This window comes from Pseudonocardia sp. ZF1, assembly GCF_056835605.1.
In genome coordinates this window covers 322,850-338,593 of the sequence record NZ_JAJNBY010000002.1, presented here as the reverse complement: position 1 = coordinate 338,593, position 15,744 = coordinate 322,850, and the positions used below count along the sequence as shown (strand labels likewise).

Sequence of the window (15,744 nt, the reverse complement as noted above, 5' to 3'; positions counted from 1 at the left end):
TGGACACGTTGATCCCCGCACGGTCGGGGAAAGCGAGATGATGTCTGACCATGGCCCGCAAGAACTACTCCGACGAGTTCCGTCGGCAGGCCGTCGAGTTGTACGAGTCCACGCCCGGGGCGACGGTGAAGGGCATCGCCGCTGACCTGGGGATTGAGCGCACGACGCTGCGCTTGTGGCTCGACCGGCACGGCAGCGGCACCCGCACCACCGCGGACGGCACCACGACCCGAGACCCGCGATCGGGCCGTGACCGGACACCGAACCGCGCGGCGGCCCCGGGCCGCGATGAGACACCCGAGCAGCGCCTGGCCCGTCTCGAGGCCGAGAACAAGGCGTTGCGGGCGGAGAAGACCAAGCTCGAGACCGAGCGGGAGATCCTCCGCCAGGCGGCCAAGTATTTCGCCGGGGAGACGCGCTGGTGACCCGCTTCCAGTTCGTCGCCGACCACCGTGAGACCACCTCCAGGCCCCGTGCGGGCTGGACGGTGAAGCGGCTGTGCGCCCTGCTCGATGTGCGGCGCTCCTCGTTCTACGCCTGGCTCGCGGCTGCGCCCGCGCGGGCGCAACGCGAAGCGGCCGACATCGCCCTGGCCGAGCGGATCCGTGTCGTGCACGAGGGCGACCGCACCTGCGGACGGCCACGGATCACCGCTGAGCTCAACGACGGGGTCGCACCCGAGCAGCGGGTGAACCACAAGCGCGTCGCCCGCGTCATGCGCGAGTACGGCATCACCGGCTACCGCCGACGCCGCCGGGTGCGCACCACCATCCCCGAGCCCGCCCAGAGCCCGGTGCCCGACCTGCTCGGACGCGACTTCACCGCCGCCGCCCCGAACACCGTCTACGTCGGTGACATCACCTACCTGCCGCTGGCCGACGGGCGCAATCTCTACCTGGCCACCGTGATCGACTGCTACTCCCGGCGGCTGGCCGGGTGGGCCTTGGCCGACCACATGCGCACCGAGCTCGTCGCCGACGCTCTGCGCGCAGCGTCCGCGGACCGCGCAAGCCTTGCCGGGGCGATCTTCCACTCCGACCACGGCTCGACCTACACCAGCCGCGCCTACGCCGAGCTCTGTGACCGGCTCGGCGTCCGCCAGTCCATGGGCGCGGTCGGGTCCAGCGCCGACAACGCCCTGGCCGAGTCGTTCAACGCCACCCTGAAACGGGAAGTGTTGCAGGACAACCCGTTCTGGCCCGACGAAATGACCTGCCGCCGAGAACTGTTCCGATGGATGACCCGCTACAACACCCGACGGCGACACTCCTACTGCCGCTACCAGACCCCGAACAACTACGAGGCGAGCTACGCAACTACCGTCCCAGCAGCCGCGTAATCCACCCCGTGTCCACTATCCGGGGTCAAGGCCCCGGTACAGCTCGTTGAACAGCGAGCACTGCCCACGCATCCGAGCTTCCGTTGCCGCTGTGACGGCCGGTAGCACGTCGAACAACTCACGGCTGACGCTTCCGTGCCCGTGACCGGCGTTGATTCGGGCGTGTTCACGCAGTGGACCGACGAAATCCTCATCGAGCCCGGCCTCGGTGCAGGCGTCCAGGAAGCTGTCGGATCCCTCCTCACCGTGGGCGGGTCCGCCCTCGAGCACGCTGATCGTCGCGAGGAAGAAGACAGGATCGGTTCTTGCCCACCATGCGAGGCTGTTGACGAGTGCTGTGGTGGAGGGCAGGGGGCGACTAGATCGCATGTCCTCTGGCGTGATCCCCAGTGGCGTGAATGCCTTCAACACGATGTCGTCGTGCCGGTGTTCCTCGATGTAGAAGTCGTTCAGCATCGCCCGAACATGGTGGTCCCCAGGGAAGGACAGGACGGCGGAGTCGAACAGGTGCTCCCGATACAGGAAGTGCCAGTTCTCGATGGCCATTCCGTAGTAGACGTTCACTGGCACAAGCGTCGGGCGCTCGGTGAGCTCTCGCCAGAAGGTCGTTGTCTCGACCTGTTCGGCGAAGCCGCGGTTCAGTTCGTCTTCGATCTCGAACAGGACATCGATTGCCGGACGGGCAGCGGGGCTGATGTTGTCGTCGAGGAACCCAGAGGCGTCGAGCTGACTCAAGATGTCCGTCACTTCGTCGCTGCTGAAGCCGGCGGAGGAGCGGAGCTGTTCGACGTCACGTGTGCCGTCCAGAGCTCCAAGCAACGCCATGAGCTGGGCGGGGTCGGGATGCTCGACAGTGAACTCGGTATGGCCGAGGCTCAGCTCAATTCGGTGGTCACTGATCCTGGGTGGGGGGCCAGCGAGGACCGGGAAGCTCGGCAGATGGGGGGCCATGTGTTCCTCCCGCGTGGGTCGGTGGATCGAACTCGGGAGCTGGGCTTCCGGGGCGGGGGCTGAGCCCGCCCCGGAAGCCACGACCTGCATCAGAGATGCACGGCGACTGCGACGATGACCTTCTTCTTCGGCTTGATCGTCATGTGGCTCACCTCCTCACCTGTTCGGTTCCGGTTCGACGACGACATCGGTCGATGCCGCCTGCTCGGTCCGGCGAGTGGCAAGAGCAGCGCCAACGAAGATCAAGGCGATCCCGAAGACAGTGCGGACACCGATCTGCTCGTCGAGCAGCAGCGCGCCGGCCGCCACTGCGACGATCGGGGCGACGTAGGTGATGAGGGCTGCCCGGGTGGCGTCGGCATGAGCGATCAGGGTGAAGAACGTCCAGAAGCCTCCGGCCGTACAGGCGAGGCCGAGCGCAGCGACGGCACCGAAACCGGTCCAGGTCGGCGCCGGGAGTGGTTCGACACTGACGGCGATCGCTATCAAGACCGGCGCCGCGAGAAGAATCATGGACGAGACGACTCGCAACGGTGGGACGTCGGAGAACCAGCGTCCGACCAGCACCGCTCCGAGTGCGTACGACGCCGAGGCGACGAGCACGAGAGCGGCGCCGGGGCCGGAACCGTCGACGCCGAGGAGCACAACCACTCCGCCGAATCCCACTGCCACTCCGAGTACTGCAGCCGCGCTCGTCGGGGCCCTCCGGCTCAGCACCATAATGATGAGCAGAACGAAGATTGGCTCGGTTGCAATGATGATCCCGGACAGTCCCGAGGACACCGTCAACCCGCCCAGTGAGATCATGCTGAACGGGATAACCACCTCGACTACAGCCAGTACGGCGATCCGCCCGAATCGGAGTCGGATCAGCTGGCGAGTATTGCTGGACAGCGCCATCGGAAGCAGTACAACCGCAGCGAGAACGACCCGTCCCGCGGCTGTCGTTATCGGGCCGATTCCTTCTCGGAGCGCGATTTCAATGAAAAGGTACGGGACGCCCCACAGTACGGAGACGCCGCCGAAGAGTAGCCAGGTCCGAGCGTTCATCCTGAGTTAGCATAAGTTCGACAGTTGGGCTCGTGACATAGCTCTTGTGAGGCTACAAGCACAAAACACCTGTCACATGGTCGCGCTCTGAGGCATCATGCTTCACATGAGCGATCTGGATGACGTCGATCGTCAGCTGCTGATGCTTCTACAGGACGACGCGCGCCGTGGGTTCCGCGAGCTGGGACGCATCATCGAGATGAGCCCACCGGCTGTGGCGGCTCGAGTGCGGCGACTGGAGAGGCTCGGCGTGATCAACGGATACAGTGCCCGTGTCGACCCAACGGCGGTCGGCTTCTCCACCCAGGCGTTCATCGTCGTGACAACGTCGGGCCGTGCTCAGTCCCTGAATGTCGTCCGGTTAGCGCGGAACGAGCCTACGATCATCGAGGACCATCGGGTCACCGGGAGTGAGGACCACTTCCTCCGGGTAGTCGCTGAAGACCTCGGCTCCCTGGAGCCGCTCATCGACCAGCTCAACGAGCTCGGCAAACCGGCGACGTCGCTAGTGTTGTCCTCACCCAAGCCGTGGTCCCCGGTCCCCTCCCCGCGGTCGTAGGCGAGTCTGCACGGCTGGGCTACCGACTGGCGGATAGCGTATCGAGTAGCGACGTCACATGCTCACCCGTCGCCGTGGCTCCGACCAACCCGATGCGTGCGGCGGAGGGCAGTGGTTCGAGCCCGCCGGCCACCATGATGCCCCCGCGCGCTGCGCGAGCGACGAGCTCCCCGGCGCCGGAACCGGTCACTACGGTGATCATGGTGGCAGCGGTGTTTTCGGGCGCGAACGTCTCGAAACCGAGGTCACGCAGTCCGCCGCGAAGCTGCGCGGCGAGTCGACACCGACCGTCGACCCAACTCTCGATGCCGGTGGTTGTGATGCGGCCGACGGACTCGGCCAGAGCACGGACAACAGCCGTCGGCATCGTCACAGGGTGGGGTTCCCAGAGATCCTCGGCCCTGGCTCGCGCCCACCTGCCCAGGTCGAAGTACCAGGACCGGGGACGGGCACGTGCGGCACGCTCGGCCCCGAGGTCGTCGAAGGCGACCACGGCTAGCCCGGGTGGGCCGCCGAGACCCTTCTGCGATGCGCTGACGAACGCGTCGATCCCGTCCGCCCGAAGCTGCACAAGTTCGCTACCGGCCGAGGCCACGCCGTCCACGACCACGATCAGGCCACGTGCCCGCGCACGCTGGGCCATCTCTCGGATGGGGTGCCGGATTCCGGTGGTCGATTCGACGTGTACACAAGCGAGGCCATCTGCCCCGGATAGGTGCCGGTCCAGCTCGTCGACGTCCACCGGTTGTCCGAGATCTTGTTCGACGACCCGCACCCGCAGGTCGAGGGCGGCAGCGATCTCAGCGAGCCTTGCACCGAAGAACCCCGTGTCCGGGACCACGACCGTCTGTCCCGGTTCCAACTGGTTCCGGAGCGCTGCCTCGAGCCCCGCGGATCCGCTCCCCGGCAGGATGTAGGCGCTGTGCGCATCGAGCAGAGTGCCCAAATTGTCAAGGAACCCCGAGTAGAAGGCCGACCATTCCTCGCCGTAGTGCGCCCGGGTCTGCTCGGCGAGCCTCCCCAGGTCGTCAGGGTGCAGTGCGCAAGGCCCGGGGATCATCAGAATGGGCTCCGAACGATCTCCGAGGGTCGTCGGCTTCGCTACCGGGAGGGGAGCACGCACGACAACTTCCGTCCGTCCAGCACGGCGGTATCGACCGGCCGTTGCAGCGCGGTTTCGATGCGATCCTTCAGGTCGACGGAGACCTGCTCGGCCACATCCGAACCGACATCAGCCAGGACCTCGGCCACGATGACCGCATCGGTGGTGTCCCCGACGATCAGTGACGCGCCGGCCTGGCGCCACACGAACTGCCGGGTCTGGACGCCCTCATCGTCGAGGTAGGCGATCTCGCCCGCCCCGACCTGGATCGCGGCGCCGTCTGTACCCAGCTCACGGAAGGTCTCCCCGCCCCGCGTGCGGGCAAGGCGGAAGTCGCCCCGGAGCCGGCCCAGGTCGAAACCACCAACGGGCACCAAGTGGTCAAGTGACACGCTGTGGATCAGGTCCGTCAGTGGATTGATCACGAGCGGCTCCGAAGACTTGAAGGCTCGCCGCACCATCGCCTCGATCGACACCGGGTACTTCTTGGGGTTGATCCCGGCCTCGCGCAGAGCCGTACGCCACAGTCCTACCCGCGGAACACTTTGCGAGTTGGGGTACTCGTCGGACAGCTTTTGTACCGCCGTCCATGATGACTCGAGCTGCTCTCGACTAGCGTCGTTGCCGCCCGAGTTCTTCATGTCGGTCACGGTGACGACTGCGATCTGCATCCCGGGGAAGCTGTCGAAAATCGACTCGTCAACGACAAATCTGCGCGAGGGCAAATTCGATCCCTTCTTCGATTCTTCGGTACTACCGCGCTACTTCAGTGGGCTTCGACATGTCGGATGCCGCCTTGTCTGCGTACATAGTCAGAAGGCCCCAGAGCTGGTCGATGTCCGATTCCTCGGTCTGGATGTTGCCGATCGACACGCGGAGGCTGACTCCGTCGTCCAACGTCGTCTTCGACAGGTAGGTCGACCCCGAGCAGTTCGCATCCCGCAGGACCCGCAGGTTGAGCTCATCAAGAACCGCGCGGAGACCTTCTCTTGTCGGCGATGCGGACTCCACGCCATCCCGAGGGGTGTAGCGGAGGCAAACGAGTGGCAGCGGGGAGGCGTTGGTCCGCGTCCAGTCCGGGTGGGCGTCCACCGCGGTGCGCAGGCGGGTGGCGATCTGATCGAGCTGGCTCAGACCGGCCACGAGACCAGTGCGGCCGAAGCATCGGATGACCCACCACAGCTTGAGGGCCCGGAACGAGCGGCCCAGCTGGAGGGATCGGTCCATGTAGTCGACCGATCCGTCCCCGGCGTCGGTGGCCAGGTAATCCGGCACAACCCGGAACGCACGGGCGAGCGCATCCCGCCGGCGGCAGAGCAGAACACCGCATTCCATCGGGACGAACAGGGTCTTATGCGGGTTCACGACCAGCGAATCAGCAGCGGCCAGCGAGGGCAGCGAATCCCGTAGCCGCGGCACCAACCGCCACAAGCCGCCATATGCCGCGTCGACGTGCAGCCATACCCCGTGCCGCCTGCACACATCGGCGACCGCCGGGACAGGGTCCGAGATCGCGGTGGGTGTGGTGCCATCCGTCGCAACGACCGCCAGCGGACGACGCCCAGCCCGCTGGTCGTCGCGTAGTGCCTCGTCGAGCGCCTCAGGCACCATGGCCAGAGAGTCGTCGTGTGCGACCCGCACGACGTTGTCCAGTCCTATGCCGAGGGTGACGGCGGCCTTCTCGATCGAGCTGTGGGTCTGGGCCGTGGTGTAGATCCGCAGCGCTGGTAGGTCGGTACGACCCGCCATACCTCGCGTGCGGATGCTGAGGTCGTCGAGGGCTTCCCGTGCCGCGGCCAACGCGTAGAGCGTGCCGAGAGAGGCACCGTTCACCAGCACGCCCTCAGCGTCGAGCGGATAGCCGACCATCTCCGCTATCCACTCAAGCACAATCTCCTCCACCGCGGAGGCAGCGGGGCTCGACGACCACAACATGCTGTTGACGTTCAGGGCCGAGGTGATCAGGTCTGCGACGACCCCAGGACCTGAACCGCCCCGGCGTGTCCGGAGAGCTATCGGGTTGAGTGCTCTGACTCGGGCTGGCCGATGTGTTGACGGTAGTGCGCGGCCTCCAGCTCGGCCGGGGGCAGGTCCGCGGCAGCGGAGTGCAGCCGTCGGTGGTTGAACCAGTCGACGTACTCGAGGGTGGCGATCTCGACCTGCTCGACCGTGCGCCACGGACCTCTCGGCTTGATCAGCTCGGTCTTGAACAGCCCGATCGTCGACTCCGCCAACGCGTTGTCATACGCGTCGCCCACCGACCCGACCGAGGGCGCCGCGCCGGCCGCGGCGAGTCGTTCGGTGTAGGCGATGGACCGATATTGCGACCCCGCATCCGAGTGTGCGACCAGCCCGGACAGGTCCTTATGGCCCTGTCGGGCGCGAGTCCATACCGCGTGTTCGAGGGCATCGAGCACCAGCTCGGTACGCATCGACGTGGCCGCGCGCCAGCCCAGGATCCGCCGCGAACAGGCATCGATGACGAAGGCGACGTAGACCATCCCCGACCACGTCGGCACGTAGGTGAAGTCAGTAACCCAGAGCTGGTCCGGGGCCGGCCGGTCGAACCGGCGCTCGACCAGGTCACCGGCCCGCGGCCCACCACCGTCGATCGTGGTGCGGACCCGGCGTCCGCGGCGGACCCCGGCCAGCCCCGCCGCGCGCATCAGCCGCTCGACCGTGCATCGGGCGACGTCGATGCCCTCGCGGCCCAGCTGGATCCAGACCTTCCGAGCGCCGTAGACGCCATAGTTCTCGGCATACACCCTGCTGATCTGAGCGGTCAGTTCCTCGTCACGCACCTGCTGTCTGCTCGGGGCCCTCAACGCCGCGGCGCGGGCGGCGTAGTAGGTCGACGGGGCGATCGCCACGCCCAGCTCGGCGAGCTGGGCGCAGATCGACGCGACACCCCACCGTCGTCCCACCGTGGAGCGGGCGGCGTGCTGGTCGATGAACCTCACCAACGCTTGTGTGGCCGGTCGATCTCGGCCGCGAAGAAAGCCGAAGCAGCCTTGAGGATCTCGTTGGCCCGCTTGAGCTCCGCGACCTCCCGGCGCAGCCGCTTGACCTCCTCGGACTCCTCAGTGGTGGTGCCCGGCCGGACACCACCGTCGATCTCGGCTTGACGGACCCACTTGCGCACCGTCTCCCCGGTGCCGACCCCGAGCTTGGTGGCGACGGCGTTCATCGCCGCCCACGGCGAGTCGTAGTCCGACTCGACCTCGGCGACCATGCGCACCGCCCGCTCACGCAACTCCGGCGGATACGGCGGCTGGGAACGACGTGTCATGACTCCATCTCCTCAGAAGATCAAGTCTCCCGACACGCCGGGGCGGTTCAACCTGACGACGAGTTGCTGAAGTAGCCGTGGAACGACGGATGGTGCCAGTGCATGAGCTGCGGAACGACCGACTCCATCGTGTCCTGCAGGACCCACTCGAACGGCTCCCCGTCGACCGGGATCGCGCGTGACAAGGCATCCCGCACTTCGTCCGCGCTAGCGTCCGACGAGACTGGACGGGAACGCACACCTGCGATCAGCCCCCGGATCTCGGCGAGTGCGAGGCGTCCGTTCCTCTCGTACTCATCGGGTGCCCAGTCGTGGAAGGCGCCTTGCTCAGACATGGGCCGCATCGTCCTGGAACAGGCCATGGACCGCTTGGTCGTGGGACACCGGCCGGTTGTCCCACTCCCAGCCGCCGGACACGCTCAGTGTCGCGCCAGAGACGTACCGGCCCGCTCGGAGGCCACGTAAGCGACCGCATCCGCGACCTCCTCTGGCGTACCCAGACGCCCAGCGGGGACCCGGACCTTCATCCACTCCGCTTGCTCAGGCGGGAGGAAACCGTTGTCGATCAGCCCGGGCGCCACGCAGTTCACGGTGATTCCGAACTGTGCTTCTTCCGCGGCCAAGCAACGGGTCAGCACGGTGATCCCGGTCTTCGCGACGGCGTAGGCAGGGATGTTCGGTGCACCACGTATCTCAAGAGCCGGGGATAGTCCGATGAAGACGATTCTTCCGTAGCCAGCCTGTCGCATGCCGGGCAGCGCCCGACGGGAGACGAAGAAGGCAGAGTTGAGATTGCTGTCGATCAGTCGCCGCCACCGGGCGTCGCTGGTGTCGCGGACCGCGCTCAGACTGAACTCGCCGACGTTGTTCACGACGATGGACGGAGTGGCACCGAACTCGGTGGAGATGCGTGTGAAGAGGCCGTCGACCTCTACGGTGTCGGTGACGTCGGCCTGTATCGCCGTCGCTCGGCAGCCTTCGGCACGGAGCGCAGCTGCCGTGCCGGACGCGGCCTCCTCATCCTGAGCGAAGTTGACGACAGTCTCTGCTCCGTCCCGGGCCAACCGCTCCGCGATGGCGCGGCCGATCCCTTTGCCGGCTCCAGTCACGAGGGCGATCGGCCGAGCCCGCGGGTCCTCCGGATCAGTGGGCATGATCATCGTGATCGACCTCGACGGCGAGCTCGTCGTAGTACGAGATCTCGCGGTTCGCGGCACAGTACTTCCCATAGAAGTCAGCCAGTAGCGGCTCCTCACTCTCCCGCAGCTGCAGATGATCCTCGATGCTGCGCCAGGGGTAGATCATGAGAAACTCGTTGCTGGCATCGTGGCTACGGAAGAACTGCGCGTGGCCAGACCAGGCGGGGTCGGCGTGCGCGGGCGGACCGACAAGGTCGTCCATCTCTTGCATGACTTCCAGCCCGCGGTCGGCGACCTCTGGCCGGAGGTGCCACCTCTCGATGACAGTGATCATGGAGCTCCTTCGGGTCGCTCGGGATCTGATTCGTCCTCCGCCGGCGATTCTGATGCGAAGTAGTCCTTCAGCAGCGAGCCACCATCTGGGACGAACTTGTCGCAGACGAGCATGTGATGGCGTCGGTTCCGGGACTGCGCGGCCCACAGGTGCTGCGCCGCGTCGCGGACCTCCTGCGGAACGGGCTCCTGTCCTGGGTGCCGCAGCACGTCCTTGACTGCCACGCGCGTCTGCCGCATAAGGTCGAGCATCACCGCGTGGTCGTCGTTCTGTTCTCCGGAGAAGCCGGGACTCAAGAACGGCGGCGACATCGACGGTCGGATCAACGACTCGTATTCTCGGGGGTCGAAATCCGCCGCATACTTCATGCTCGCCGTGGCTGCGTCATACAGCACCGTGAGTCGGCGAAAGGTGGCCACTAGATCCTCCCACCGATGGCTTCTCAAGTGCTCTTGAGCTTGCGGGAGCTCGGTGTTCATGGCGAGGAGGTACAGATGAAACGCGTGGTGGCCAAGTTTCCAGCGTCGGACGGCTTGACGTTGCCGATCGGTGAGTGTCGGCGTCGTCATACGTGCTCTCTTCCATCCGTTTGCGGCGGCCGTTTCGAATGCGTAGTGAGCCAGCGGTGCATTGTAATGTCCTGCACTGTGACGAGGCCGGCCAGTATCGCTCGCTTGTCGCTCTCGTCGAGGCCGGTGCACTCAAGGTCGTCGGTGATCCTCGCGTTGATATCGAGGCAGCTTCTCGTCCACTCTGCGAGGTCCACCTCGTCTCGCGCGAGCCGGAAGTATCGGTCGTATTCGCCGGGTGACGCCGTCCCGCTCCTTGGGTCGGGAATTCTGTGGTTCGCCGGAACAGATATCGGCGCGATCAGACCGTGGTCGACCTCCGAGCTCTGGTTCTCGTTCAAATCCAAGTCCTCTCCCGTGCGGGGGCGAGATCATGATGACGACGAATCGATCAGGAGCTTCGCTGCATTGCGGCCAGGCACGCCGAAGACCCCACCTCCGGGGCGTGTTCCGGAGCCACACAGATAGAGGTTTCGAATCGGTGTCGTGTAGTCCGCATAACCATGAACAGGTCGAGAGAAGAAGAGATCTGCCGGAGACATGGCCGAGTGGTACAGGTTTCCGCCGCTTAGCCCAAGTGAGTGCTCCAAGTCCGGAGGAGCGAGGAAGACGCGATCGGCGACGGAGTCGGTGAGTCCGGGAAGGTGGTCCTCGACGACCTTCAGCACCGTGTCCGCGAAGTCCGGCCCCGTGTCGCTCCAGCTTCCCTCGGCGAGGTCGTAGGGCGTGTACTGGATGTACATGCTCATCAGATGCTTGCCGGGCGGCGCGAGGCTCGGATCCAGGACCGTAGGCGTCGTGCACTCGATGTGGGGGCTGCTCGACGGCCGTCCAGCCCGAGCGTCCTCGTAGGCGGCATCGAGATAGTCAAGAGTCGGTGCGATCAGCAGAGTCCCACGATACGGCCCTGCTACCGCCTCTTCCTGCGAGAACCCCCTGATGGGCGGGAGGCGATCGAGGGCCAGATGAAGCTTCGCCGCGATGCCGCGGAAGTCGAGCTGGGCGACTGCGTGCCGGTATGCGGACGGCAGCCCTGAGCCGTCCTTCAGAAGCGAGACCGTACGCCGGGGGTCGGCTCCAGAGACCACACTGTGGGCGCGGACGATCGTGCCATCCTCGAGGCAGATCCCGGCTGCCTTCCCGTCGTCGACGACGATTTCAGTGACCAGGGCCCCGGTCAGGACGGTTGCCCCACAGGACTCCGCCGAGTGTCGTAGTGCTGTCGTGAGCCCGCCCATTCCCCCGCGGACATGCCCCCACGCTGGCCGTCCCTGCTCGGTGGACCCGGCGTGGTGGTACAGCATCAGATAGGCTGTACCCGGAGTGGAGGGCCCAGCGGCGACCCCCGTGACGCCATCGATAGCGAGCGGAGCCTTTACCGCCTCTGACTCGAACCAGGAATCGAGATGGTTACGGGCACTATCGAACATCACCGAGAACAAAGTCCGTAGGTCAGAGTCCGACAAGTCCACGGCGCGCTGCAGGATACGTCGGAGCTGCTCCGGGTTCGATGCCACAGGTTCCCGCGAGGGTCCCATGAACAGCGACTTCACCTTACGCCACAGCCGGTGCATCGTGTCGCCGTATTCGGCGTATCGCGCGGCGTCGCGACCCGAGAACTTTGCGATCTCGGCAGCATCGGACTCCGGGTCGCGACCCAGCATTAGATGGGATCCATCGGGTAGCAGCGACGTAACCGAGGGAGCGCGGGGCACAACGGCTAGCCCATGACTTGGGAGATTGAGGTCCTCGATAATCGATTGCTGGAAGAGCGACGTCACAAGGCTCGCGGTCGAGAACTGGTAGCCGGTCACCAGCTCCTCTGAGACGCATGCACCACCTACGGTCGAGCGCCGCTCCACGATAGCGACCTTCTGACCGGCTCTGGCCAGATACGCAGCGCAAACTAGCGCGTTGTGACCTGCTCCGACGATGACCGTGTCGAAATACTCAGTGCTCACCTGATCTGCTATCCGGATTCGGGGGTTGGGCAATGACGAGACTGTCGGGGATGGGGAACCGAACGAAAGACGTCTGTGCTCTCGGACGTTCCCGATCGTGTGATTGACACGGTAGCGATCTATGCGCGCTAAGTGAAGGTCTCATGACACAGCAAGCAAGGACTCCGTCCTTTCACATGAAAAGCGATCTACCCTTGTAGCTTTACGAAAGATAATTGGCTGTCACCTTGCTGTGGTGACGAGCTGTCTTGCCCAGCCTACGAGAGGACGGAGCGGTCGAAGCCCCGCCGCGTGGGCGGTACTCCAGGCCGCGGGCTGACCATCGATCAGCGTGCGGGCCGGTGCGACGGCTCTGTCGGGCATGGTCCTGGCCAGCCCAGGCGTGGCGGGGCCGCTCGACTTCACCCGCCCCATCGGGGTCATGATCAGGGGTGTGCTCCACATCGTGCTCCGAGGAGGACAGGCCCTGCCATCATCTTGCGCACCTACAGCGACGCCCTGCCCTTGGGCAGCGTGCTGGTCGTGGCCCAGTCCAGCTCCGACTACCCCGAGCCTGGTCGACGTCGCCCAACGGCCGCCAGGCCAGTACAACGCCGAGCCACGCGGCGGTTACGCCGCCATCGCCCGCCCGCAGGGGTGAGAGGCCGCCCGGTGACCGCGTACCGGACTTGGACGACGCGCCCGGTTGAGACGGCCACCGGTTCAGCGGGCACACCGTTCCAGCCCGGTCCGGCTGTCACCCCACGCGTCGGGCCCCTGGCCCCGGCCGACACCGCACAACACAGGGGTGGGCGCTGAGCCGGCCCTCCGAATCTCCCCGGGGAGAGTACGGCGACCGGCACCGTGATCAACCGGCGCTGGCCGGCCAGACCTGCCAGCCGTCGCCCTCACCAGTCGCGTCCGGCTCCATCAGGTAGCCAGCCATCCGCAGCACCTCGAAATAACGCAGATCGGAACCTTCACCGCCCTGGCCACCGGCGTGAGCCAGGAGCAGCGGCCCCTCCCCCGGATCCTCGACCACGAATCCTGCCTGCTCCTCACCGAACTCGGAGAAGCCGTTGCTGCGCAGCAGCAGCCGCAGCTCCTCGGCCTGTCGATCCCGGGCGGTCACCACCGGGCGCCCTCCGGCTCCGAACGTCATGCCCTCATCGCTCACGGTCGGCACCATAGGACCGGACCCCGACAACCGAACCAACTCGGTAGGGCCGGCAATCAGGCTCGGTTGAGCCTGTCCAGGATCTGGGTGAGTAGCGACTGGGTCTGCTCGTTCGACCGTTCCAGCGCGTCGAACCGGGCACCGGTGCGTTGCTCCAACGTGTCGAACCGCGCGCTCTGAGCCTCGAACTGAGCGTTCGTAGTCTCCTTGAGCTGCTCGATCTTCGCGTCCAGGCTGCTGACCCGGCCGTCCAGGGCGTCGACTTTGCCCTCGATCCGCGCGGAGATCTCGTACAGGGCGTCGACGTCGGCGCCCTGCTGGCGCAAACGGCGTTCCACCTCGGGAGACGACATGGCCAGGAGCCTACGACACCCGCCCCCTGCCTGACGGTGAACGGCCCTCCCTGGCCAGCACACGGGCGTCGGGGTGGGTCGGGCGGCTACCGCCCGCGTCGGCCGGCTCCGTGCTCGCTCTTCGCCGCGCGACCGAACTGCAGCACCTGTGCATCGCCGTCGCTTGCGGCGTCGGTGCCATAGCGGGTGAGCGGGTCCTGGTCGAGTGTCCGGTAGAGCAGCTCGAGATCGGTCCGCACCGCATCACCGACCAACGTCGGGGTGTCCTGCTCCTCGCACGGTCCCTCACATCCACAGGCCCGCCACTGATCCGGGCCAGGTTCCAAGCGGCGGGCGAGGTCTTCCAGGACCTCGCGGGTCTGGGCGAGAACTCGCCCCGAGACCTCGACCTCGGCGATCTCAAGCCCTGGGCCGGTGGCCGCGTCGTGCAACGCTATCCCGAGACCAGTGGTCGCCTCGGCCGCCATGTGCGGGTCGAAACGAACCGACGGGTGGTGGCCCGTCGAGCTGGACAGCAGCGACGCCACCGGCCTTGCCGCATCTGCAGGGGCGTCGTTGGAGGGCACACCGGGGCTATCCGCCGCGGCCAACGATGCGGTGTTCACCGCAGCGAAGAACTGGGCCTGCCCGAGCGCAGCGACCAGGCGTCCCACGAACCCCGCCGGGAGTACCGCGTCGGGTACCGCGGCGAGCCGGGCCTCGCCGGCCTCGACGTCGGCACAGAACTGCTCGGCCATCTCCTGGCCCCAGGAGTCGTCGAAGTAGTTGCGCAGGGCTGTGGTCTCGGTGATGCCCATGTGCTGGGCGACCATGTCGATCCGATCCCGCAGACCGTGCTCGATCACCGGCCGCGATACCTCGATCCCACGGGACCGGCACGTCTCGGCGAAGTCGTCGACGAGTCGCTGCAGCTTGTTCGACCGGCGGCCCGTCTGTCCCATGACGACACCTTCCCACCACTTCGGGACTGCCGGGACCAGGCCGGCCGGATGGGTCAGGTACTGGCGGCGTCTTCGCCGATGTCGGCCATGCGTGCGTCGAGGAAGTACTCCCACCAATACTCCGGGCGACTCGGCGGTGCCGGTGTGTCGGCGTCGAGCAGTGCTACCCGAGTGGGGCGGGCACCGTAGCTGGAATCGTGGCCCCGCAGTGGCGGGAACCGGTCGGGGAAGTACCGGGGGCGATCGGCTTCTCGCTCGGTAGTCAGCGCAGGCGGATGCTGGCCGGTGGCGGAGCCGGCCTCGTGGACGGCGTCGTCGTATCGGCGGCGTTCCTCCTCGGTCACGCGGTGCTTGCCCGGGGCGCACTCGCGCCGGTCGATGGCCACCGCGAGGTTGGTGATCGCGGCTGGTAGCCATCGAACGTGCCACTCGGCTACGAGCTCTGGGCGGGTCCCGACGGCGCTGGAGGAGATGTAGAGGGTGCGCAGCCATGCGAGCTCGCGCACCGCGCGCGGGTGCACCGGCCAGCAGTCGGGCAGCTCGAGGCGCGTGAGCTGGTAGTCGTTGTTGAGTACCTCGGAGACGAATCCCGCGAGGGCGTCCCACGCGGCGTGGGTGTCGCCTCGGTCGAGCTGCGACCAGCGCAGCGCCGGGGTCAGCGACAGCGCTTCGTCCTCTGCGTCGTCCGCGCCTGCCGCGGCCGCGGCGGCCTCGACCGCGCCCCCGAGGGCGGCCACACCCTGCTCGACGTCGTCGAGCCTGGGGCTCATGCGGCCGAGGATGTCGGCGATCTCGGCGACGTGACCTGCGGTCTCATCGCTCTGCCGGGTCGTGGTGTCGAGCTGTCGCTGCACCTGGCGCAGCTGCTCACCGACCTCCACCGCCCACGGCCGAGCCGCGCCAGGAGCAGGTCGCTCCCCACCCGACGGCGGGACGGGGCCATCGCTGGTCACGGTGACCGATCTCCTCTCGTCTCAACGACCTAGCAGTGGCTGGTCCGG

General features: G+C 66.5%; 18 protein-coding genes. 2 read left to right on the top strand and 16 right to left on the bottom strand.

The features are described 5' to 3' along the window. The first annotated feature begins 50 nt into the window (after positions 1 to 50). Positions 51 to 1,339 (top strand): IS3 family transposase gene (locus ZF1_RS28790; RefSeq protein WP_281010833.1). Its coding sequence is split into 2 segments (ribosomal slippage): positions 51 to 405 and positions 405 to 1,339, totalling 1,290 coding nucleotides; the frame shifts between segments, so codons are not numbered across the junction. 15 nt (positions 1,340 to 1,354) lie between these two features. Here ZF1_RS28790 and ZF1_RS28785 read toward each other — a convergent pair. Both ZF1_RS28785 and ZF1_RS28780 read right to left on the bottom strand, forming a co-directional pair. Next, entirely contained in the window at positions 1,355 to 2,290 is a 936-nt protein-coding gene (locus ZF1_RS28785) for a heme oxygenase-like domain-containing protein (RefSeq protein WP_482638883.1), read from the bottom strand. 156 nt (positions 2,291 to 2,446) lie between these two features. Further along, positions 2,447 to 3,340 (bottom strand): DMT family transporter, encoded by an 894-nt coding sequence (locus ZF1_RS28780; RefSeq protein WP_482638882.1) that lies wholly within the window; start codon positions 3,338 to 3,340, stop codon positions 2,447 to 2,449. Positions 3,341 to 3,446: 106 nt separating this feature from the next. Here ZF1_RS28780 and ZF1_RS28775 point away from each other — a divergent pair, with 106 nt between their 5' ends. Then, positions 3,447 to 3,899, top strand: coding sequence for an Lrp/AsnC family transcriptional regulator (locus tag ZF1_RS28775; protein ID WP_482638881.1), 453 nt, complete (start codon positions 3,447 to 3,449; stop codon positions 3,897 to 3,899). A 19-nt stretch (positions 3,900 to 3,918) separates the two neighbouring features. Here the strand turns inward: ZF1_RS28775 and ZF1_RS28770 are convergent, their stop codons facing one another. The 14 genes from ZF1_RS28770 to ZF1_RS28705 form a co-directional block, all read right to left on the bottom strand. Beyond that, complete coding sequence (locus ZF1_RS28770; protein ID WP_482638880.1) at positions 3,919 to 5,022, bottom strand: pyridoxal-phosphate-dependent aminotransferase family protein; 1,104 nt, start codon at positions 5,020 to 5,022, stop codon at positions 3,919 to 3,921. Next, positions 5,001 to 5,672: a B3/B4 domain-containing protein gene (locus ZF1_RS28765; protein WP_482638879.1), complete on the bottom strand. Its 672-nt coding sequence runs from the start codon at positions 5,670 to 5,672 to the stop codon at positions 5,001 to 5,003. Before ZF1_RS28765 ends, ZF1_RS28770 begins: the two co-directional genes overlap by 22 nt. 82 nt (positions 5,673 to 5,754) lie before the next feature. Beyond that, complete coding sequence (locus tag ZF1_RS28760) at positions 5,755 to 7,017, bottom strand: pyridoxal phosphate-dependent decarboxylase family protein (RefSeq protein ID WP_482638950.1); 1,263 nt, start codon at positions 7,015 to 7,017, stop codon at positions 5,755 to 5,757. Further along, positions 7,014 to 8,290 (bottom strand): IS3 family transposase gene (locus tag ZF1_RS28755; protein WP_232021061.1). Its coding sequence is split into 2 segments (ribosomal slippage): positions 7,014 to 8,002 and positions 8,002 to 8,290, totalling 1,278 coding nucleotides; the frame shifts between segments, so codons are not numbered across the junction. The genes ZF1_RS28760 and ZF1_RS28755 overlap by 4 nt, the downstream gene beginning before the upstream one ends. 47 nt (positions 8,291 to 8,337) lie before the next feature. Next, complete coding sequence (locus ZF1_RS28750; RefSeq protein ID WP_482638878.1) at positions 8,338 to 8,625, bottom strand: hypothetical protein; 288 nt, start codon at positions 8,623 to 8,625, stop codon at positions 8,338 to 8,340. Positions 8,626 to 8,709: 84 nt separating this feature from the next. Beyond that, positions 8,710 to 9,450 (bottom strand): SDR family NAD(P)-dependent oxidoreductase, encoded by a 741-nt coding sequence (locus ZF1_RS28745; protein WP_482638877.1) that lies wholly within the window; start codon positions 9,448 to 9,450, stop codon positions 8,710 to 8,712. Then, positions 9,434 to 9,763, bottom strand: a complete 330-nt coding sequence (locus tag ZF1_RS28740; RefSeq protein WP_482638876.1) for a hypothetical protein — start codon at positions 9,761 to 9,763, stop codon at positions 9,434 to 9,436. The genes ZF1_RS28745 and ZF1_RS28740 overlap by 17 nt, the downstream gene beginning before the upstream one ends. Beyond that, positions 9,760 to 10,332, bottom strand: coding sequence for a hypothetical protein (locus ZF1_RS28735; RefSeq protein WP_482638875.1), 573 nt, complete (start codon positions 10,330 to 10,332; stop codon positions 9,760 to 9,762). The genes ZF1_RS28740 and ZF1_RS28735 overlap by 4 nt, the downstream gene beginning before the upstream one ends. Beyond that, positions 10,329 to 10,673, bottom strand: a complete 345-nt coding sequence (locus ZF1_RS28730) for a hypothetical protein (protein WP_482638874.1) — start codon at positions 10,671 to 10,673, stop codon at positions 10,329 to 10,331. The genes ZF1_RS28735 and ZF1_RS28730 overlap by 4 nt, the downstream gene beginning before the upstream one ends. A gap of 30 nt (positions 10,674 to 10,703) precedes the next feature. After that, complete coding sequence (locus tag ZF1_RS28725) at positions 10,704 to 12,293, bottom strand: phytoene desaturase family protein (protein WP_482638873.1); 1,590 nt, start codon at positions 12,291 to 12,293, stop codon at positions 10,704 to 10,706. An 847-nt stretch (positions 12,294 to 13,140) separates the two neighbouring features. Then, positions 13,141 to 13,449 carry a hypothetical protein gene (locus ZF1_RS28720; RefSeq protein WP_482638872.1) on the bottom strand — a complete coding sequence of 103 codons (309 nt, stop codon included), beginning with the start codon at positions 13,447 to 13,449 and terminating at the stop codon, positions 13,141 to 13,143. Positions 13,450 to 13,505: 56 nt separating this feature from the next. Beyond that, positions 13,506 to 13,802, bottom strand: coding sequence for a hypothetical protein (locus ZF1_RS28715; protein ID WP_482638871.1), 297 nt, complete (start codon positions 13,800 to 13,802; stop codon positions 13,506 to 13,508). A gap of 86 nt (positions 13,803 to 13,888) precedes the next feature. Then, a complete protein-coding gene (locus tag ZF1_RS28710; RefSeq protein WP_482638870.1) occupies positions 13,889 to 14,647 on the bottom strand; it encodes a hypothetical protein in 759 nt (252 codons plus the stop codon). A gap of 149 nt (positions 14,648 to 14,796) precedes the next feature. Next, a complete protein-coding gene (locus ZF1_RS28705) occupies positions 14,797 to 15,624 on the bottom strand; it encodes a hypothetical protein (protein WP_482638869.1) in 828 nt (275 codons plus the stop codon). Between the last annotated feature and the right edge of the window lie 120 nt (positions 15,625 to 15,744).